This window comes from Actinomadura gamaensis, from assembly GCF_042652125.1.
In the GTDB taxonomy this organism is placed as follows: Bacteria; Actinomycetota; Actinomycetes; order Streptosporangiales; family Streptosporangiaceae; genus Spirillospora; species Spirillospora gamaensis.
In genome coordinates this window covers 519,004-538,474 of sequence record NZ_JBHSIT010000003.1, presented here as the reverse complement: position 1 = coordinate 538,474, position 19,471 = coordinate 519,004, and the positions used below count along the sequence as shown (strand labels likewise).

20 protein-coding genes are annotated in these 19,471 nt (G+C 73.8%); 8 read left to right on the top strand and 12 right to left on the bottom strand.

Annotation, left to right across the window (positions count from 1 at the left end; translation table 11 throughout):
• Window positions 1-2 precede the first annotated feature (2 nt).
• From ACFPCY_RS12760 to ACFPCY_RS12725, 8 genes are all read left to right on the top strand, one after another.
• Window positions 3-953 (top strand): ABC transporter permease, encoded by a 951-nt coding sequence (locus ACFPCY_RS12760; protein WP_378254586.1) that lies wholly within the window; start codon window positions 3-5, stop codon window positions 951-953.
• Entirely contained in the window at window positions 950-1,825 is an 876-nt protein-coding gene (locus tag ACFPCY_RS12755) for an ABC transporter permease (RefSeq protein ID WP_378254584.1), read from the top strand. Before ACFPCY_RS12760 ends, ACFPCY_RS12755 begins: the two co-directional genes overlap by 4 nt.
• Window positions 1,822-2,589, top strand: coding sequence for an SMP-30/gluconolactonase/LRE family protein (locus tag ACFPCY_RS12750; RefSeq protein ID WP_378254583.1), 768 nt, complete (start codon window positions 1,822-1,824; stop codon window positions 2,587-2,589). The genes ACFPCY_RS12755 and ACFPCY_RS12750 overlap by 4 nt, the downstream gene beginning before the upstream one ends.
• Window positions 2,586-3,428, top strand: coding sequence for an SDR family NAD(P)-dependent oxidoreductase (locus ACFPCY_RS12745; protein WP_378254581.1), 843 nt, complete (start codon window positions 2,586-2,588; stop codon window positions 3,426-3,428). The genes ACFPCY_RS12750 and ACFPCY_RS12745 overlap by 4 nt, the downstream gene beginning before the upstream one ends.
• Complete coding sequence (locus ACFPCY_RS12740; RefSeq protein WP_378254579.1) at window positions 3,429-5,225, top strand: ABC transporter ATP-binding protein; 1,797 nt, start codon at window positions 3,429-3,431, stop codon at window positions 5,223-5,225.
• Window positions 5,222-5,791, top strand: coding sequence for a bifunctional 4-hydroxy-2-oxoglutarate aldolase/2-dehydro-3-deoxy-phosphogluconate aldolase (locus ACFPCY_RS12735; RefSeq protein ID WP_378254577.1), 570 nt, complete (start codon window positions 5,222-5,224; stop codon window positions 5,789-5,791). Before ACFPCY_RS12740 ends, ACFPCY_RS12735 begins: the two co-directional genes overlap by 4 nt.
• A gap of 83 nt (window positions 5,792-5,874) precedes the next feature.
• Window positions 5,875-7,422 carry a right-handed parallel beta-helix repeat-containing protein gene (locus ACFPCY_RS12730; protein ID WP_378254575.1) on the top strand — a complete coding sequence of 516 codons (1,548 nt, stop codon included), beginning with the start codon at window positions 5,875-5,877 and terminating at the stop codon, window positions 7,420-7,422.
• Window positions 7,419-8,330: a sugar kinase gene (locus ACFPCY_RS12725; protein WP_378254573.1), complete on the top strand. Its 912-nt coding sequence runs from the start codon at window positions 7,419-7,421 to the stop codon at window positions 8,328-8,330. Before ACFPCY_RS12730 ends, ACFPCY_RS12725 begins: the two co-directional genes overlap by 4 nt.
• A gap of 15 nt (window positions 8,331-8,345) precedes the next feature.
• Here ACFPCY_RS12725 and ACFPCY_RS12720 read toward each other — a convergent pair whose 3' ends face one another.
• The 12 genes from ACFPCY_RS12720 to ACFPCY_RS12665 all read right to left on the bottom strand — a co-directional run bounded on the left by ACFPCY_RS12720 (window position 8,346) and on the right by ACFPCY_RS12665 (window position 19,471).
• Complete coding sequence (locus ACFPCY_RS12720; protein WP_378254571.1) at window positions 8,346-8,774, bottom strand: ASCH domain-containing protein; 429 nt, start codon at window positions 8,772-8,774, stop codon at window positions 8,346-8,348.
• A 16-nt stretch (window positions 8,775-8,790) separates the two neighbouring features.
• Window positions 8,791-10,155, bottom strand: a complete 1,365-nt coding sequence (locus ACFPCY_RS12715; protein WP_378254569.1) for an NADH-quinone oxidoreductase subunit N — start codon at window positions 10,153-10,155, stop codon at window positions 8,791-8,793.
• Window positions 10,155-11,648, bottom strand: a complete 1,494-nt coding sequence (locus tag ACFPCY_RS12710; protein WP_378254568.1) for a complex I subunit 4 family protein — start codon at window positions 11,646-11,648, stop codon at window positions 10,155-10,157. The genes ACFPCY_RS12715 and ACFPCY_RS12710 overlap by 1 nt, the downstream gene beginning before the upstream one ends.
• Window positions 11,645-13,483, bottom strand: coding sequence for an NADH-quinone oxidoreductase subunit 5 family protein (locus tag ACFPCY_RS12705; protein ID WP_378254567.1), 1,839 nt, complete (start codon window positions 13,481-13,483; stop codon window positions 11,645-11,647). Before ACFPCY_RS12705 ends, ACFPCY_RS12710 begins: the two co-directional genes overlap by 4 nt.
• The gene (gene nuoK, locus ACFPCY_RS12700) at window positions 13,480-13,785 is read right to left on the bottom strand and encodes an NADH-quinone oxidoreductase subunit NuoK (protein WP_378254565.1); all 306 of its coding nucleotides are present in this window, start codon (window positions 13,783-13,785) and stop codon (window positions 13,480-13,482) included. Before nuoK ends, ACFPCY_RS12705 begins: the two co-directional genes overlap by 4 nt.
• Window positions 13,782-14,321 (bottom strand): NADH-quinone oxidoreductase subunit J family protein, encoded by a 540-nt coding sequence (locus tag ACFPCY_RS12695; protein WP_378254563.1) that lies wholly within the window; start codon window positions 14,319-14,321, stop codon window positions 13,782-13,784. The genes nuoK and ACFPCY_RS12695 overlap by 4 nt, the downstream gene beginning before the upstream one ends.
• Before the next feature lie 12 nt (window positions 14,322-14,333).
• Complete coding sequence (locus ACFPCY_RS12690) at window positions 14,334-15,245, bottom strand: NADH-quinone oxidoreductase subunit H (protein WP_378254561.1); 912 nt, start codon at window positions 15,243-15,245, stop codon at window positions 14,334-14,336.
• On the bottom strand, window positions 15,238-16,362 hold the full coding sequence (locus tag ACFPCY_RS12685) for a hypothetical protein (protein ID WP_378254559.1): 1,125 nt from the start codon (window positions 16,360-16,362) through the stop codon (window positions 15,238-15,240). Before ACFPCY_RS12685 ends, ACFPCY_RS12690 begins: the two co-directional genes overlap by 8 nt.
• Window positions 16,353-16,700 (bottom strand): NADH-quinone oxidoreductase subunit A, encoded by a 348-nt coding sequence (locus tag ACFPCY_RS12680; RefSeq protein WP_378254558.1) that lies wholly within the window; start codon window positions 16,698-16,700, stop codon window positions 16,353-16,355. The genes ACFPCY_RS12685 and ACFPCY_RS12680 overlap by 10 nt, the downstream gene beginning before the upstream one ends.
• A 199-nt stretch (window positions 16,701-16,899) precedes the next feature.
• Window positions 16,900-17,514 (bottom strand): response regulator, encoded by a 615-nt coding sequence (locus ACFPCY_RS12675; RefSeq protein WP_378254556.1) that lies wholly within the window; start codon window positions 17,512-17,514, stop codon window positions 16,900-16,902.
• Window positions 17,511-18,734: a sensor histidine kinase gene (locus ACFPCY_RS12670; protein ID WP_378254554.1), complete on the bottom strand. Its 1,224-nt coding sequence runs from the start codon at window positions 18,732-18,734 to the stop codon at window positions 17,511-17,513. Before ACFPCY_RS12670 ends, ACFPCY_RS12675 begins: the two co-directional genes overlap by 4 nt.
• Entirely contained in the window at window positions 18,731-19,471 is a 741-nt protein-coding gene (locus ACFPCY_RS12665) for an ABC transporter permease (protein ID WP_378254552.1), read from the bottom strand. Before ACFPCY_RS12665 ends, ACFPCY_RS12670 begins: the two co-directional genes overlap by 4 nt.

Below are 19,471 nucleotides of genomic sequence, written 5' to 3'. Positions count from 1 at the left end.
TCATGATCCGATACAGTCTGCGCCGCGTCCCGTCCGGGGCGCTGGTGCTGGCGGTCGCCTCGGTGCTCGTGTTCGCGGTGCTGCGGCTCGCGCCCGGCGACCCCGCCGTCGTGCTCGCCGGACCGGACGCGCCGCCCGAGACGGTCGCGAAGGTCCGGGCGCAGCTCGGCCTCTCCGACTCCCTGCCCGCGCAGTACGCGCACTGGCTGAAGGGCCTGCTGACCGGCGACCTCGGCCACTCCTACATCCTCGGCGCGCCGATCGGGAAGCTGATCGGCCACGGCCTCGGCGCGACGCTCGAACTCACGCTCGGCGCGCTCGTGCTCGCCGTGCTGATCGGCGGCCTCGCCGGGATCGGCGCCGCGGTGCCGAGGAACCGGCAGGTCCGGGCGCTGGCGAACGGTTTCACCAGCCTCGCGGGCGCGGTCCCGCCGTACGTCACGGGCGTGCTGCTGGTGCTGCTGTTCGCGGTGACCGTCCGGATCCTGCCCGCCGGGGGACGGGTGCCGCTCCTGTCCGACCCCGGCATCGGCTGGCAGTACCTGATCATGCCCGCGCTGTGCCTGGCGCTGCCGGTCGCCGCCGTCCTCGCGCGGTTCCTCGCCGCGTCGATCCGGCGCGTCCGGGACGAGGACTACGTGCGGACCGCCGTCGCCAAGGGCATCGCGCCGCGGCGCATCCTCGTCCGGCACGTCCTGCCGAACGCGCTGCCGCCGGTCGTGACCGTGCTCGGCATCCAGGTCGGGCAGCTGCTCGGCGGCGCGATCGTGGTCGAGGCGATCTTCGCCTGGCCGGGCGTGGGGCAGCTCCTGCTCCAGGGCGTCCTCGGCCGCGACTACCTGCTCACCCAGGACCTGCTGCTGCTCGCGGTGGCGGTGTTCGTGGTGCTCCAGACCCTGACCGATCTCGTCCAGGCCGCCCTGGACCCGCGCCGCCGGCTGGAGGGCCGATGACCGCACCACCGGAGGCGCCGGTGAGCGCCGTGATGGACGCCCCGGCCGCCGCGCCGAGACGCGGGCAGTGGCGGCGCGGGCTCGCCACGCCGTCCGCGCGGATCGGGCTGGCCGCCGTCGGGCTGATGTACCTGGCCGGGCTCGCCGCGCCGCTGCTGACCGGGCACGACCCGGAGGCGCAGAGCGCGCACGCGCTGCTCGGCCCCGGCGGCGGGCACCTGCTCGGCACCGACGAGTACGGCCGCGACCTGTGGGCGCGCGTCCTGTACGGGATCCGGGTGGACGTGCTGGTCACCGTCGTGGCCGTCCCGATCGGGGCGGTGCTCGGCACCGCGCTCGGCGTGCTGTGCGGCGCGCACCGCTGGGTGGACCTCGTCCTCCAGCGCGCCTTCGACGTCATGCTCGCGTTCACCGCGCTGATCCTCGGCGTGACCGTCGCGGCGATCATCGGGCCGGGGCTGCCCGCCGTCCTGATCACCGTCGCCGGGGTGAACGTGCCGCTGTTCGGCCGGATCGCGCGGGACGCGGTGATGACCCAGCGCGACCTGGACTACGTCGTCGCCGCCCGCACGGTCGGCGTCGGGCCCGTCCGGCTGCTGCTGCGGCACATCCTGCCCAACGGCGTGGACGCGCTGGTCGTGCAGGCCGCGCTGTCGCTGTCGCTCGCGGTGTTCGTCGAGGGCGCGATGAGCTTCGTCGGGATCGGCGTCCGGGCGCCCGCGCCGTCGCTGGGGTCGCTGCTGCGGTCCAGCGTGAACTTCCTGCACCAGAATCCCGCCTACGCGATCGGGCCGATGATCGCGGTGACCCTGCTGGTCGTCGCGTTCAACCTGGTCGCCGACGGACTGGGGAAGGGACTGCTGAAGCGATGATCGAACCCATCGGAGAGGTGCGGGCCAGGGTCGGCGAGGGGCCGGTCCCGGACGGCGACCGGCTGCTATGGGTGGACGTCTGGGGCGGGCACGTGCACCGCACCGACCTCGACACCGGCCACACCGAGACCACCGACGTCGAAGCCCCGGTCACGTTCGTCTGGCCGACCCCCGAGGGGCCGCTGCTGGCGCAGGGGTTCGACCTGCTCCTCGGCGGCCGGACGGTCGCGACCGTCCCCGCCGGCCCCGGCGAGGAGCGCTGCAACGACGGCGTCGTGGACGGCGCGGGCCGCGTCTGGATCGGCACGATGGGCGCGCCCGGCGCGGCCCGCCTCTACCGGATCGACCCGGGCGCCGAGCCCGTGCCGGTCCTGGACGGCCTGACCATCTCCAACGGCGTCCGGTTCAGCCCGGACGGCGCGCGGCTCTACCACGTGGACACGCCCACCGGCCGCATCGACGTCCACGACGTCGAGGACGGGACCCTGGCGAACCGCCGCACCTTCGCCGAGATCCCCGGCCCCGGCGTCCCGGACGGGATCACCGTGGACGGCGACGGCCTCGTGTGGGTCGCGCTCTGGAACGGCGGCGCGGTCCACGCCTACACCCCGGACGGCGTCCTCGCCGAACGCGTGGAACTTCCGGTGTCGCACCCGACGAGCTGCGTCTTCGTGAACGGACGGCTCGTGGTGACCAGCGCGTCCCGGCCGCTCGGCGACCAGGCCGGGCCGCTCGACGGCGCGCTGCTGGAGGTCGTCCGATGAGCGCGCCCGTCGCCGTCGTCACCGGAGCCGCGCGCGGCATCGGCGCGGCCATCGCCGCCGAACTCGCGCGGCACGGCCACACCGTCGTCGGCGTGGACATCCTGCCCGCCGGCGCTGAAACCCACGCAAGTGCTGTGCGGGACGGCCAGGCCGACGCGGGAACCGACGTGCGCGGTATGGCCGTCGATCCGACCGACGTGCGCGGTACGGCTGTCGATCCGACCGACGTGCGCGGTATGGCCGTCGATCTGACCGAAGTTCGCGGTGTGCAGGTCGATCTGACCGACGCGGACGCGCCCGAGCGGGTGCTCGCCGCCTGCCCGGCACCGCCCGCCATCCTCGTGAACTGCGCCTTCGCCGAGGAGCGCGCGCCGATCAGCGCGAGCACCGACGCGGGCTGGGCGCGCACGTTCGAGGTGTCGCTGCACGCGGCCGTCCGGCTCTCGCGGGCCGTCGTCGCGGCGGGCGGAGCCGAGTCGATCGTGAACGTCGCGTCCGTGCACGCCGGGTTCGCCGCGCCGGAGTTCGCCGCGTACTCGGCGGCCAAGGCCGGGCTCGTCGCGTTCACCCGCTCGGCCGCCCTGGAGTGGGGGCCGCTCGGGGTGCGGGTCAACGCCGTCTCCCCCGGCTTCGTCGCCGTGGAGCGCAACGCGCACGTGTGGGGCGACGAGGCGGCGCTCGCCGAACGCGTCCGCGCGTACCCGCTGCGCCGCGCGGGGCGCCCCGAGGAGATCGCCCGCGCCGTCCGCTTCCTCGCCTCGTCCGAGGCGTCCTATGTCACCGGTGCCGTCCTGCCCGTCGACGGGGGACTCACCGTCCGCCTCCCGGAGGTGCTGTAGATGCTCGAAGTGAAGGACCTGGTCACCCGCTTCCCCGGCCACACGGCCGTGGACGGGGTCGGGTTCGCCGTGGCCGCCGGGGAGACCGTCGCGCTGGTCGGCGAGTCCGGATCGGGCAAGTCGGTCACCGCGATGTCGGTGCTGAACATGGTCCGCGCGCCGGGCCGGGTCGCGTCCGGCGAGGTGCTGTTCCAGGGCCGCGACCTGCTGCGGCTCTCCGAGAGCGAGCTGCGCGGGGTGCGCGGCGCGAAGATCGGCATGGTCTTCCAGGACCCGATGTCCTCGCTCAACCCCGTGATGCGGATCCGCGACCAGATCACCGAGGGCATCCGCGGGATGTCCGCGCGGGACGCCCGCGACCGGGCGGTGGAGGTGATGACCCGCGTCGGCATCCCCGACCCGGAGGCGCGGCTCGCCGACTACCCGCACGCGTTCTCCGGCGGGATGCGGCAGCGCGTGATGATCGCGATGGCGCTGGCGAACCGGCCCGACCTGATCATCGCCGACGAGCCGACCACCGCGCTGGACGTGACCGTCCAGGCGCAGATCATCGACCTGCTCGCCGAGCTGAACCGCGACCTCGGCACGGCCGTCCTGCTGATCACGCACAACCTCGGCGTCGTCGCGCGACTGTGCTCGCGGGCGCTGGTGATGCGGCACGGGAAGATCGTCGAGGAGGGCCCGGTGGACGGCCTGTTCGCCGAGCCCCGGCACGAGTACACGCGGGCGCTGCTCGCGGCCGTCCCCCGGCTGGACGGCCCGCGCGACCTGCCGCCCGCCGGGGACGGGGCGGTGCTGGAGACCCGCGACGTCCGGATGGAGTTCACCTCGCGGCGCGCGTTCAGCCGCAAGGCGTCGGTCGTGCGCGCGCTGGACGGCGTGAGCCTGTCGGTCGCGCCCGGCGAGACGCTCGGGCTGGTCGGCGAGTCGGGCTGCGGGAAGTCGACGTTCGGGAAGGCCGTGCTCGGCGTCCACCGTCCGACCGGCGGCACGGTCACGGTGAACGGCGTCGAGCTCGGCCCGCGCACCGAGCGGAGGATCCGCGGCGACGTGCAGATGGTCTTCCAGGACCCGTACAGCTCGCTCAACCCGCGCATGACGATCGGCGCTCTCCTCCGCGAACCCCTCGACGTGCACGGCTACTCCGGCGACCGGGACGCGCGCGTCGCCGAGCTGCTCGACCTCGTCGGCCTCGACGCCGCGATGGCGGACCGCTACCCGCACGAGTTCTCCGGCGGGCAGCGGCAGCGCGTCGCGATCGCGCGGGCGCTCGCCGTCGAGCCGAAGCTGATCGTCTGCGACGAGGCGATCTCCGCGCTGGACGTCTCGCTCCAGGCGCAGATCGTCGCGCTGCTCGGCGACCTGCAGCGGCGGCTCGGGCTGGCGTACCTGTTCATCGCGCACGACCTGGCGGCCGTCCGGCAGATCTCGCACCGCGTCGCGGTCATGTACCTCGGGCAGGTCGTGGAGCTCGGCCCGGCGGACGCGCTGACCGGCGCGCCCCTGCACCCGTACACGGCCGCGCTGCTGTCGGCCGTGCCCGAACCGGATCCGCCGCTGGAACGCCGCCGGGAACGGATCGTCCTCACCGGGGACGTCCCGTCGCCGCTGGCCCCGCCGCCGGGATGCCGCTTCCACGGACGCTGCCCGATCGGGCCGTCCGTGCACGCGGACCGGACGGTCTGCGCCACCGAGACGCCCGTGCTGCGGGAGATCGCGCCCGGCCGCCACGTCGCGTGCCACTTCGCCGCCGAGACGCTCGCCGTCGCCGCCACCGGAACGGAGGTCCCGGCATGACGGGACGCGCGTTCGCCATCCTGCGCGGCCCGGACGACCGGCACCTGCTGCCCGCCGCGCGCGTCCTGCTGGACGCCGGGCTCCGGCTGGAACTGCCGCTCACCACCCCCGGCGCGCTCGCCGCGATCGAGGCGCTGGACGGCGTCGGCGCGGGCACCGTGCTGACCCGCGACGCCGCCGCCGACGCCGTGTCCGCGGGGGCGTCCTTCCTGGTCACGCCCGCGGTCGTGCCCGAGGTCATCGCCTACGGCGCCGATCGCGGGGTGCCCGTGTACGCGGGCGCGCTCACCCCGACCGAGGTCTGGGACGCGCACCGCGCCGGCGCGGCCTTCATCAAGATCTTCCCCGCGTCGAGCGTCGGCCCGGAGTACGTCGCCGCGCTGCGCCAGCCGTTCCCCGGCCTGAAGTTCGTGCCGGTCGGCGGCATCGGCCTCGACCGCGCCGCGGACTACCTGGCCGCCGGCGCGGTCGCGGTGGGCGTCGGGTCGCCGCTGGTCGGCGACGCCCTCCTCACCGGCGACCTCGACGGCCTGCGCGAACGCGCCCGCGTCTGGGCCGCCCTCTGACCTGCTTCCCCTCTGACCCGCTTCCCCTCTGACCTGATTCCCCCTCCGTGCCGTCTCCTTCCCCCACTCGAAAGGGAGTCGTAATGCGCCGGATCTCCTCCTCACTGGCCGCCGTCCTGCTGGGCGCGGGCGGCGCGGCCGTCCTCGCCGCGCCCGCGCACGCCGCCGGAACGTCCTACTACGTGGACTGTTCGGCGACGGGCTCGGGCGACGGAAGTTCGTCCGCCCCGTTCACCACCCTGACCGCCGCGAACGGCGTCACGCTGAAGCCCGGTGACTCGGTGCTGTTCCGGCGCGGCGCGACCTGCCAGGGCCAGTACGCGCCGACCGGGGCCGGGTCGTCGTCCGCGCCCGTCGTGATCGGCGCGTACGGGGACGGCACGGCGCGTCCGAAGATCGACGCGAACGGCGCGACGAACGCCGTGCTGCTGAACGCCTTCCCCTACGTCACGGTGCAGGATCTCGAAGTGACCGCGCCCGGCGACAACACGGCCGTCCGGCGGGGCGTGTACGTGTACGCGTCGGACGCGGGAACGGTCCCCGGCATCACGCTGCAACGCCTGTACGTGCACGACGTGCGGGGCAAGATGCCGTCCACGACCGGCGCGGGCGCCGGGACGGGCAAGTACGCGGACGCGACCGGCGGCATCGTCGTCGAGGCGCAGGGCACGGCGACGCCCACGGCGTTCAGCGGGCTCAGCGTGCTGGACAACACGATCGCCTCGGTCGACCGGCAGGGCATCTACACCTGGACGAACTGGTGCCGCCGCGCCGAGCTGGCGTCCTTCTGGAACAGCCTGTGCAGCGCCGCGTGGTTCCCGGGCAGCGGGTTCACCGTCCGGGGCAACACCCTGTCGGACATCGGCGGCGACGGCATCGTCGTCAAGGGCTACGACGGCGCGCTGGTCGAGCACAACACGCTGACCGGCTTCAACAAGCGGTCCGGCAGCCCGAACGCGGGCATGTGGACGGCCAACAGCCGCAACGTGACGTTCCAGTTCAACGACGCGTCCGGCGGGACGACCACGAGCGACGGCATGGGCTACGACGTGGACCACTCCACCGACGGCGTCGTGTTCCAGTACAACCTGTCGCACGGCAACCAGGGCGGCTTCTTCCTGCTCTGCCCCTACGACAAGCCGACGAAGAACTTCACGATCCGGTACAACGTGTCGATCAACGACTCGGCGCGCGGGTTCCAGGTCTGCGACGGCGCGCTGACCGGCGGGAAGATCTACAACAACACGATCTACATCGGGAACGGCGTGAACCAGACGGTCGTCACCGAGTCCACCACGGCCACGCTGGACGTCGCGTTCACGAACAACATCGTCCGCAAGGACCTGTCCGGCACCGCGGGCTGGAAGCTGGACGACACCGACTGGAAGCTCGACCGCAACGTGCTGGCCGGGGTGAGCTCCGTCCCGGCGTGGGCGACCGGCACGATCACCTCGGCGCCGCTGTTCGTCTCGCCGGGCACCGTGACCGCCGACGCCTACAAGCTCCGCACGGGCTCGCCCGCGCTGAACGCGGGAGCGGTCGTCGCCGGTAACGGCGGGCGCGACTACTTCGGCACGGCGCTGCCGTCCGGCGCTCCGAACATCGGCTTCTACCAGGGGCCCGGCCTGTGAGCCTGCTCCTCACGCTGGGCGAGGTCCTGGCCGTCGTCAACGCCGAGGAACCCGGCCCGCCGCGCGTCGGCTCCGGGTTCCGGCTGACGGTGGCCGGGGCCGAGTCCAACGTCGCCGTCGGCGCGGCCCGGCTGGGCGCGGACGTCGCGTTCGCGGGCCGCGTCGGCGACGACGAGTTCGGCCGCCTCGCCCGGACCGTCCTGCGCGGTGAGGGCGTCGGCGTCGAAGCGCTGGTCACCGACCCCGGCGCGCCGACCGGGCTCATGGTGAAGCTCCAGCGCCTTCCGGGCGCGGTCGGCGTGCGGTACTACCGCGCGGGCAGCGCAGGCTCCCGTCTCAGCCCGGACGACCTGCCCGACGACCTGCTGCGCGCGGCGTCCGTCCTGCATGTCTCCGGGGTCACGCCCGCGCTGTCGGAGTCGGCCAGGGCCGCCGCGTTCTGCGCCGTCGAAGCGGCCTCCGCCGCCGGCGCGCTGATCTCGTTCGACGTCAACTACCGCTCCCGCCTGTGGACGCCGGACGTCGCGCGGCCGGTCCTGTCCGACCTGGCGTCCCGCGCGGACATCCTGTTCGTCGGCGAGGACGAGACGCACGTCCTCACCTCGGTGCCCGACGCTCCGGAGGTGCTGCTCAAACGCGGCGGCCGGGGCTGCGCGGGCCGGTTCGGCGGGACCGAGACCGTCCGTCCGGCGCGTCGCGTGGCGGCGGTGGACCCGGTCGGCGCGGGCGACGCGTTCGCCGCCGGCTACCTGGCCGACCGGCTGGCGGGCCGTCCGCCCGCCGACGCCCTCGACACGGCCCTGGCCACCGGAGCCTTCGCCGTCACCCAACCGGGCGACTGGGAAGGCCTCCCCCGCCGCGACGAACTGGCCCTCCTCGACGAGAACCCCGAAACCGTCCAACGCTGAAGGCGGCTCCGATCCCTACCAGACCGCAATTTCGGGTTCGACGACGCGGAAGCGTTCGGTGACCACGAGCGTGTCGTCGTCGATGACCGGAGTGCGGCCGAGGAACTCGGTCACACCCTCGCTCCGGAAGAACGCCTCATGGGCCGTCCGCCACTCGGCGGCGTCGGCGTAGCCTCGTCCCTCGGCGACCGCGTAGTCGTCGTCGACCTCCTTGATGGGGACGACGCGGACCTCGACCAGCTCGATGACGACCGCCGGCTCCCCGTCCGAGTCGAGCACCGCGAACCGCTGCCCCGCCTCCGGCAGGGGCTCGCCGGCGTGCTCGTAGATCTCCACGAGGCCGGTGAGAGCGGTCTTGCGCCCGTCCTTGATCGCCGCGACGCCGCTGTCCCGCTCGGGCCCGGGAAAGGCGAGTTCGAGCGCCGGAAGTCCCTCGTTCTCCACCCGCACACGGTAGCGGTCAGGTGAGGGAGAGGGCGATGCCGCTGCCGATGCCGAGGACGAGGGTCAGCGTGGTCGCCGCGTAGGCGACCAGGGCCGCCGGACGGGACGGGCTCGGCATGTCGCTTCCGGGCGAGTAGGCCGGGACGATCCAGCGGAGGTAGTAGAAGACGCTCGCGACGGTGTTGACGGCGGCCACGACGGCGAGCCAGACGTAGTGGCCGTTCAGGGCCGCGCCCAGCATGAGCAGCTTCCCTGCGAACACGGTCGTGGGCGGGGTTCCGATCAGGCCCAGCAGGCAGATGACCAGGGAGAGCGCCAGCAGGGGCGAGCGGCGTGAGAGGCCGCGGTAGTCGTCGATGCGGTCGCGGCCCACGGCGACCACGACGGCGAACGCGCCCAGGTTCGTCACGGCGTAGGCGGCGAGGTAGTAGAGGAGGGCGGGCTCGGCGAGGTCGGTGCGTCCGGCCATGGCCACCGGGACGAGCAGGTAGCCCGCCTGGCTGATGGTCGAGTACGCCAGCAGGCGGCGGACGTTGTCCTGCCCGAGCGCCGCCAGGTTGCCGAGCGTCATGGTCGCGGACGCGAGGACGGCGAGGACCGGCGTCCACGAGTGCGGCGCGACCTCCGCGCCGAAGCGGAGGAGCGCGGCGAAGGCGCCGATCTTCGGGACCGTGGTGACCAGCGCGGCGACGACCGGGGACGCGCCCTCCGCGACGTCCGGAACCCAGAAGTGGCCGGGGACCGCTCCCGCCTTGAACAGCAGGCCCGCCACCAGCAGGACGGCGCCCACGGTCACCGCCGCGTTGTCGGGCAGCCCCCGGGCCAGCGATTCGTAGGACGTACCGCGCCCCAACCCGTACAGGACCGTCACGCCGGTCAGCATGAGCAGGCCGAGCAGCGCGCCCATCAGGTAGTACTTCAGCGCCGCCTCGGCGCCCCCGGCGTCCTTCCGGAATCCGGCGAGCGCGTAGGCGGGGATGCTGGCCGGCAGGTACGCGGCGACCAGCACCAGGAGGTCGGAGGACGCGCCGAGCACGATCGTGCCGAGCGCCGTGAGGACGGTCAGCACGTGGAACTCGGTCTCGCGCCGGTGCCCGCGCAGCGGCGCGAAGGCCAGCGCCATGACCAGCAGCGTCGCGCCCAGCACCGTCAGCCGCGTGACGTGCGTGACGGGGTCGAGCATGAACGCGTCGAACGTCATGAGCCGCGGCCCCGACACCGCCAACGCGGCGGACACCAGGCCCGCCACCACCCCGGCGGCGCAGACCAGGACGGCGATCCACTGCCGCCGCCGCGGCACGAACATCCCGGTCAGCAGGCCGAGGACGGCGCCGAGCAGCGCGCACAGCTCCGGCAGCAGGTCGGCCGGGTTCTCCCGCATCACCGGGCGACCAGCGCGATCACCGCGGACGACACGGGCTCGATCAGGTCCAGCAGGAAGCGCGGCGCGATCCCGATGACCAGCGCGAGCGCCAGCAGCGGGACGATCGAGGCGCGCTCGGCCCGTCCGGCGTCGGTCACCTTGGCGGTCAGGGTTCCGGGCGGGCCCATCAGGACGCGCTGGAGCAGCCGCAGGAACAGCGCCGCCGTGATGAGCACGCCGAGGACCGCGACGCCGCCGGCGACGGCCGCGCCGGTCGTCCCCGCCCCGATGACGCCGGTGAAGATCTGGAACTCGGCGATGAAGCCGGACAGGCCGGGCAGCCCGAGCGAGCCGAAGGACGCGACGGCCAGCATCCCCGCGAACACCGGGGCGACGCGGGCGACGCCGCCGTACTCGTCCATGTCGTAGGACGACGTGCGGTCGTACAGGACGCCGCACAGCAGGAACAGCGCGCCCGTGAGCAGGCCGTGGCTGACCATCTGCGTGACCGCGCCCGTCACCGCGAGCCGCCGCGCGGCCTCGTCTCCCGCGAGCCCGGCCGCGCCGGCCGCGAGGACGATGTAGCCCATGTGGTTCACGGAGGTGTAGGCGACCAGCCGCTTGAGATCGCGCTGCGCCAGCGCCACGAGCGCACCGTAGACGACGCTCACCACCCCGACGAGGACGATCACCCACGCGTAGCGCCGCCAGACGTCCGGCAGCATCGGCATCGCGATCCGGACGAATCCGTAAGTGCCCATCTTGAGCAGCACGCCCGCCAGGATCGCGGACCCGGCGGCGGGCGCGTCGGTGTGCGCGGGCGGAAGCCAGGTGTGGAACGGGACGGTCGGCGTCTTCACCGCAAGGCCGACCGCGATCGCGAGCAGCACCAGTCCGGCGAGGCCCGGCGACCCGGCCAGCGGGGGATGGCGCGTCAGCTCGACCATGTCGAACGTCTTCGGGGACGAGCCGAGGTACAGCCCGATGAAGCCGAGCAGCAGCGCCAGCGACCCGGAGAACGTGTAGAGGAAGAACCGGAGCGCCGAGCGCAGCCGGTCGCCGTGCCCCCAGCCCGCGATCACGAAGTACATCGCGACGATCGACAGGTCGAAGAAGACGAAGAACAGCAGCAGGTCCAGCGCCGCGAACAGGCCGAGGCTGACCGTCTCCAGGAACAGGAACAGCGCCGCGAACGCGCGCGCCCTGCTCGCCTGTTTCAGGGAGTACACGGCGCAGCACAGGAACAGCAGGGCGGTGAGCGCGAGCAGCGGCAGCGACAGGCCGTCCACGCCGAGGTGGTATCCCGCCCGGACGGACGGGATCCAGCGGACATCCGTCTCGTACCCGACGTCCGGCCCGTCGTAGCCGATCCAGAGTCCGATGACGAGCGCGAGATCCGCGGCGGACGCGGCGATCCACGTCCACGCGGCGGCCCGGTCGCCCGGGCGCAGGACGTAGAGCGCCAGCGCGGCGGCCAGCGGAAGGAAGATCACCAGGGAGAGCACGGTCACCCGACCAGGACGACGACGACGGTCAACACGACGAGGAGGACGGCGGCCTGGGCGTAGTAGGCGTGCACCTGCCCGGTCTGCGGGCGGCGGGCGAGCGCGCCCAGCCGCCGGACGGCCCGGCCGGCGCCGTCCACGAGGCCGTCCGCGGGGAACTCCAGCCGCCTCGAAGCCACGGTCGCGGCGGCCCGTCCGCCCGACGCGACCGCGCGGACCGCGCCGTCCAGCACCCGGTCGTCGAACCGGGCCAGCGCGTTCGCGAGCCCGAGCACCGGACGCGCCACCAGCCGATCGGCGGCCCACCCCAGGTACAGCCAGTTCGCGGCGGCCTTCGGCATCGGCACCTCGCGCGCCGCCACGATCGCCACGATCGCCACCAGCACGGCCAGCGCTCCGGAGACGACGAGTTCGGTCGCCGACGGGCCGTGCTCACCGGACGCGCCGAGCAGCCGTCGCCACGGCCCGAACACGCCGGGCAGCGCGACGATCCCGAACCCCGCGCCGACGACCGCGAGGACCGGCATCGGCAGCCACTCGGCGAACCGGACCTGCCGGGTACCGCGCCGCTTCGTGTCGTCGCTGGTCAGAGCGTCCTCGGGCCGCCATACCGCGACCAGGGCCTTGACCGAGTAGGCCGCCGCGAGCACGCCCGCCGCGAGTCCCACCGCGTACAGCGGCGTCGGCGCGGACGCCAGCACGATGTCCTTCGTCACCCACAGCGAGAGCGGCGGAAACCCGGCGAGCGCGAGCGCCCCCGCCCCGAACGGGACGCCGACGATCCGGAACCGGCGGGCCGCGCCGCGCAGTTCGGCGAGGTCCTTGGTGCCGAGCGCGGTCAGCCACGCCCCGGCCCCCAGGAAGAGCAGGCACTTCACGGCCGCGTGCGTGACGAGCTGCGCCGTCCCGCCCGCGACCGAGCCGGCGCCCGCCGCGAGCACCATGAACCCGATCTGCGCGCAGGTCGAGGCGGCCAGCAGCTGCTTCAGGTCGCGCTGCGCGACCGCGACCGCGCCCATGGCCAGGGCCGTCAGCGCGCCGACCCACGCGACGAGCGTCGCCGCCCACCCGGTCGCCTCCAGCAGCGGACGGACGCGGATCAGCAGGTACGCGCCCGCCGCGACCATCGTCGCCGAGTGCAGCAGCGCCGACACGGGGCTCGGCCCGGCCATCGCCCGCGACAGCCAGAACGAGAACGGCAGCTGCGCCGACTTCCCGAGCGCCGCCAGGACGATCCCGGCCGCGACCAGATCGCGCCACGGCGAGGACGCGGTCGCGAGCGCGCCGAGCGAGAGCGAACGCGTTCCGGCGACCGCGCATCCCGCGGCGAAGTAGAGGCCCAGATCGCCTGCGCGCGTCGTCAGGAACGCGACGTTCGCCGACTCCACGCGCTCGGGATCGTGCCACCAGAAGCCGATGAGCGCGTACGACATCGCGCCCATGACCTCCCAGGCCATGAGCAGCACCGCCAGGTCGGACGCCGTGACCGTCACGAGCATCGCCCCGGCGAACACGAGCATGAGACCGAAGAAGCGGGCGCGCGGCTCGTCCGGCCCGATGTCCCCGGCCGCGAAGACCAGGACGGCCAGGGCGGCGGACGCCACGGTCAGCACGAGGACCGCCGACAGGCCGTCCACGGCCAGGCCCGCCGGGAGCCCGGTGAACAGCGGGAACGTCACGTCCGGCCGCGCGACGGCGGCGGCGACCGCGAGACCGAACGCGCCGAGCGCGACGACGATCCCGGCGGCGGGCGCGATCCGGTCGGCGCGGCGTCCGGCGAGCAGGAGCAGCGCCCCGGCCGCGACCGGGAGCACGGGCAGGGCCCAGGCGAACGCGCTCATCCTTTGAGGTCCGAGGCGTCGTCGGTGACGTCCACGTCGCGGGCGCGGAACAGCGCGGTCGCGACGGCGAACCCCATCGCCATCTCCAGCGCCATCACGGTGATCGCGACGAGCACGAGCACCTGGCCGTCCGCCGAACCGGGCGCGACGTAGAACCAGAACGCGCCTCCGGCCACGACCAGGCCGTTCACGATGAGCTCCAGGCCCATCATCAGCATCACGATCGACTGCTGGGACAGCGCCCCGTACAGCCCGACCGAGAACAGGGCCGCCGCGAGCAGGAGGAAGGCCTGAAGCGTCACCGCGCGTCCCCGCCTTCCGGGTCGTTCCGGTCGTCCCGGTCGTAACGGCCCCGGTCCGTCGCGAGGACCACGGAGGCGATCATGGTGGCGAGGATGGCCACGCCGACGACCATCATGACCAGCATCTTCGGCCCCATGACGGCCTCGCCGAGGGCGCGGGTCGGGTCGGGCGGCGGCGCGCCCTCGCGGTGCGGCCACGGCGCGGCGAGGGCACCGGCCGCCAGCAGGACGAACACGACCGCCGAGATGGCCATGGCGTTCCGGTTGTTGTGCACCATCTTCATCGGCATCAGCCCGGCCGGGTTCATCATGTACATGATCATGAAGACCGCCATCACCAGCATCTCCATGATCATCATGAGCACCACCAGGACGCCGAGGTAGTGCAGGTCGATGAGCAGCAGCACCCCGCCGACGCACAGGAACGACGCGAGCAGCGCGAACGTCGCGCGGGCCATCGAGTCGACGGCGAACACCGCCACTCCGGTGCCGACGGCCGCGAGGGCCAGGATCCAGAACGCCGCGTCCCGCAGCACGTCAGCTCCTCCTCACAGCGCGACCAGCCCGGTGACCAGCAGTTGCAGCAGCGTGGCCGGGATCAGGGCCGTCCACGCGAAGGCCATGAAGCGGTCCATGCGCAGCACCGGCAGGCGGTGCGCCGTCGCCACGAGCGCGGCGAGGACGGCGAGCGTCTTCACCAGCGTCCACAGCCACGCCGGAAGCAGCGGCCCCGCTCCCCCGCCGAGGAACAGCGGGACGGCGGCGGCCGACGCGACCGCGAGCATCGCGTACCGGCCCGCGAGGAACACCAGGCGGTCGGCCCCGGCGAGCTCGGCCGCCGCGCCGCCCGCCAGGTCGCCGCCGGCCGGGGACGACAGCGGCCCCCAGAACGCCATCGCCAGCGCGGACAGCAGGTACACCGCGAACGCGACCGGCATCTGGACGGCGAACCAGAGGCCGCGCTGCGCGGCCACCGCGTCCGCGAAGCGCAGCGACTCCGCGCCGGCCCCGACCGTGATCAGCGCGAACATGTGCGGCAGCTCGTAGGCGAGCCCCTGCGCGATCATCCGGTAGCCGCCGGCCAGCGAGTACGCGGAGTTCACGCTCCAGCCCGCGAGCCACACCGCCGCCCAGACCGCGACCTCCATCGCGTTGAACCACACGATCCCGACGGACATGTCGGACGCCGCGCGCGACCCGCCCAGCGGGAGGACGGCCGCCGCGAGCACCGCCGCCGCCGGAAGCGCGAAGACGCCGGCCCGCCGCAGCAGCCGGTCGGCGGCGAGGGTGCCGCGCCGCTGCCGGACCAGCAGCCGCGCCGCCTCGCGCAGCGGCGCGTCCCACGCCCGCCACGCCCCCGGAACCCCGGCGGCGACCGCGCCGAGCACGGCGTCGAACGCCGCCGCCGCGAACGCCAGCACCCCCACGAGGACGGCGACGACCAGCACGGACTCAAGCATGCGCCGCCACCGCGCCCTCGGCGTCGGGATCGAGCGCGGCGACGACAAGGCGCGCCGCCGCGACGTCCACGCCGACGAGCAGCTCCTCCAGCGGGGCGGACGGCACGTGCGAACGCGGCTCACCGTCGATCTCGGCGAGCCACTCGCAGACGCGCGTCCAGGCGTTGGTCTCGCCGAGGTTAACGTCGGCGAGCATCCAGCGCAGCGTGCGTGAACGACGCGTCCGCCGGGTGAACTTGTGGAGACGCCGGGGCTCGACGCGTCCGGCCAACACCTCGTCGCGCAGGATTCGAGCGCGGGCCGCCTGGCCCGTCCATCCGGCGACGGCGAGGAGACGCGCCAGCGAGTCCAGGCGAGCGGCGGCTGCGTTGGTCTCCTGGGGCTCGTGGGGCTCGTGGGTCTCGTGGGTCTCGTCCCAGAAGCGCTCGCCGACCGCGCCGCCGCCGAGCGTCTCCGACTCGACGTCCTGCACGACGTCGCCTTGCAGAGTGAACGTCAGCCGGAGCCCGGCGGGCCAGTCGGCCAGCACCGGCCCGAACGGCACATGCAGGACGTCCAGCTTGAGCCCGTCCCGGTCCGGCGCACGATCCGCCATGGCCAGCCCGTACGGGTCCCCCATCATGTGATGCTCGTGCCCCCCGCCATGCCCCTCATGACCCGCCATGTCCCCGTGGCCCATGCCCCCGTGGCCCATGTCCCCGTGGCCCATGTGGCCGTGATCCATGTCCCCGTGATCCGTCTCCCCGTGGCCGGTAGGTGCTTGCGGGGTGAAGGAGGTGCGGGCGGCGGCGTCCCGGAGCTGGGCGGGTTCGTCGGCCAGGCGGGCGGACGCGTCGTCCAGCGCGGACGGGACGCCGATCACGTCCGCGAGGTCGGCGCGGGCGCGCGGGTTCGGCATCTCGTCCCAGACCGTCTCGACCGCCTGCGACAGGTCGTGGCCGGGGACGCCGCACACGACGAGGAGGTCCGCTTCAGCCGGTGAGAGCGCCGGACGCCAGCCTCGACGCCGCAGTTCGGCTTCGGCGGCGAGCCGGACGCCGGTGAAACCCGGGACGGCCACGACGAGCGGACGCGGGCGGCGGGCCGCATAGCGGAGCAGGATTCCCCTCAGGCCCATCGGAACGCGCCCTCCCGCCAGGCGTACAGGACGCCGACCAGCAGCAGCGCGAGGAAGCCGAACATCTCCACGACGGCCTTCGCTCCGACGGACGTCACGACCAGCGCCCACGGGTACATGAACACCATCTCCATGTCGAACGCCAGGAAGACCATCGTGACCGCGTACCAGCGGACGTGGTAGCGCGACACGGCGTGCTCGGCCGGAAGGCCGCCGGACAGGTACGGCCCCGCGACCGGCGAACCGGGCAGCGCGGTGAAGGCCGAGACCGCGTGGACGGCGCACACGAGCGCGGCGGTGAGGCCGAGGAGGGCGAGCGCCGCGACGAACGGCTGCATCCGCCGCACCTCCTTGCCCGCGAACTCCGAACGGAACCAGTACCGCTACTTCGGAAGATGTCGGTATGCCTCTACCCCGCATCCGTATACCGAACCGAGAGCAGTATGTCCTTCGCGGCGGCGGAGGTTCAAGCCCGAGAGCAGCGGCACGCCGCGCCGCGCGCGATGCGAAACAGGGAAGCGCCTTGCGGAGGGTTCGCTAGGTGAGCAGGCCGCGCCGGTACGCCTCGGCGACGGCGGAGGCGCGGTCGCGCGCGCCGAGCTTGTCGTAGATGTGGAGCAGGTGCGTCTTGACGGTGGCCTCGCTGACGAACAGCTCGCGGGCCGCGTCGCGGTTGGTGGCGCCGCCGGCGACCAGCGCGAGCACCTGCCGCTCGCGGGCGCTCAGGGACTGGTCGGACGGCCGCCGGACGCTCGCCATCAGCCGTCCGGCGACCGACGGGGACAGCACGGACTCGCCCCGGTGCGCCGCCCGGACGGCCCGGACGAGATCCTCGCGCGGCGCGTCCTTCAGCAGGTAGCCGGTCGCGCCCGCCTCGATCGCGGGGAGCACGTCGGAGTCGGAGTCGAACGTGGTGAGCACGAGCACCCGCACGCCCGGGCGGGTCTCGCGCAGCCGCGCGATGGCCTCGACGCCGCCGACGCCCGGCATGCGCAGGTCCATCAGGACGACGTCGGCGCGGTCCGCGAGCCCGACCGCGGTCGCGCCGTCGGACGCCTCGCCGACGACCTCGAAGTCGGGCACGGCCGCGAACACGCCGCGCAGGCCGTCCCGGACGACGGGATGGTCGTCCACGATCAGCAGCCGGATCACCGGGTCCCCTCTCCGGCCGGGATCGCGGGCGCGGTCGCGTTGACCGCGGTGCCCTCGCCCGGCGCGCTCTCCACCGACAGGCCGCCCGCCACGCGCAGCATCCGCTGCCGCATGGACGAGAGGCCGAAACCGCCGCCGGACGCACGGTCCGGGACGAAGCCGACACCGTCGTCGCGCACGTCCAGCAGCACCAGGTCGTCCAGGTAGGACAGGGTGAGGCCGACGCGCGTCGCCCCGGCGTGCTTGGCGACGTTGGTGAGCGCCTCCTGCGCGACGCGGAACAGCGCGACCTCGACGTCCGGGTGCAGCGGGCACGGTTCGCCGGTCGTCTCGACGCTGACCGGGACGCCGCAGGAGGCCGTCCAGCGCCCGGTCATCCGGCCGATCGCCTCGGGCAGCAGCGCCTGTTCGAGCGGCCCGGGCCGCAGCGCCTGGACCGAACGGCGCGCCTCGGTGAGGTTCTCGCGGGCCAGCGCCTGCGCCTGCCGCGCGTACCGTTCCCACCGGTCGGGGTTCTGGAGGGCCGCTTCGAGCTGCGCGACGATCCCGGTGAAGCCCTGCGCGAGGGTGTCGTGGATCTCGCGGGCCATCCGCGCCCGCTCGTCGAGCGCCCCGGCCTCGCGCGCCTGCGCGAGGAGCTGGGCGTGCAGCCCGGCGTTCTCCTCCAGCGCGGTCTCCAGGCGGGCGTTGGCCTCGGTGAGCTCGGCGAGCATCGTGCGCTGCCGGTCGTTCTGCTCGCCGAGCCTGCGGTTGAAGAACAGGAACGCGCCGCCGATCCCGGTGCCGGCCAGGCCGAACACGACGTAGAGCGGGAGCGTGCCGGCGTTGATGTTCCGGAAGCCGCCGACGTAGGTGGAGGCGACCAGGAACGCGGTGATCGCGACGCCGGCGTAGCGGCCGCGCCCGGGGAGCCATCCGGCCTGGACGTAGCCCGTCCAGGCGAACAGCCCGAACAGCGTGGACCGCCAGAGGAGCAGCCCGAACAGGACGGTCATCCCGGCGTAGTGGACCCAGGCGGTGACCGGGCCGAACCCGCCGGCCGGCCGGAGCGTCACCAGCCCGAGCATCCAGACGGCGGTCAGGGCGGCGAGGCCGAGCGTGGCGAGCACGCCCGGCGCGCCGCCCGGCTCCACCAGCACGGCCAGCAGCGTCGAGGCCGCCAGCATGCCGTAGAGAACGGCGTGGACCGTCCGGCCCTGTCGCCGCTCCCACTCGGTCACCGAGACTCCCACCTGAAGAACTTCACCGCCGCCGCCAGGGCCACCACAGCGTACGCGGCCAGCGCGGCGAGCTGCGCCGGGCGGGGGTCGAGGCCCTGCCAGGAGTCCCGGACGGTCTTCAGCGTCGCGCCGAGCGGGGTGTAGTCGCCGACGGCCCGCATCGCGGCGGCCTCCTTCTCGCGCGGGATGTAGACGCCGCCGAGGAGCATGCTCGGGAAGAACAGCGACATCCCGATCGCGCTCCCGGCCCGGCCGCTCGGCGCGACGGCCGCGACGACCAGGCCGATCCCGAACAGCGCGCCCATGCCGAGCAGGACGGCCAGGACGAACCAGCCGAACCGGCCGGGGACCGGCGTGCCGAAAACGGCGTTCCCGAGCAGCACGATCATCGCGACGACCAGCACCGCCGACACCGCGTAGATGAGGAGCTGCGCGGCGAGCAGCCGGGACGGCCGGACCGGGGTGGTCCCGAGCCGCCGCAGCACGCCCTTCTCCCGGTAGTCCGACACCACGCTCGGCAGGATCGTGAAGCCGAGGACGACCAGGACGAGCCCGACGTCGATGGACGCGATGTACTCGGCGGCGCTCTGCCCGGCCAGGTCCCCGCTCGCCTTCGTGCCGCCGGGCATGAACCCGAAGCCGAGCAGCAGCGCGACCGGCAGCGCCACGATGAGCGCGGGGCCGACCATGTCCCGGACGAACAGCCGGAACTCCATCAGGGTGAGCTTGGAAAGCAC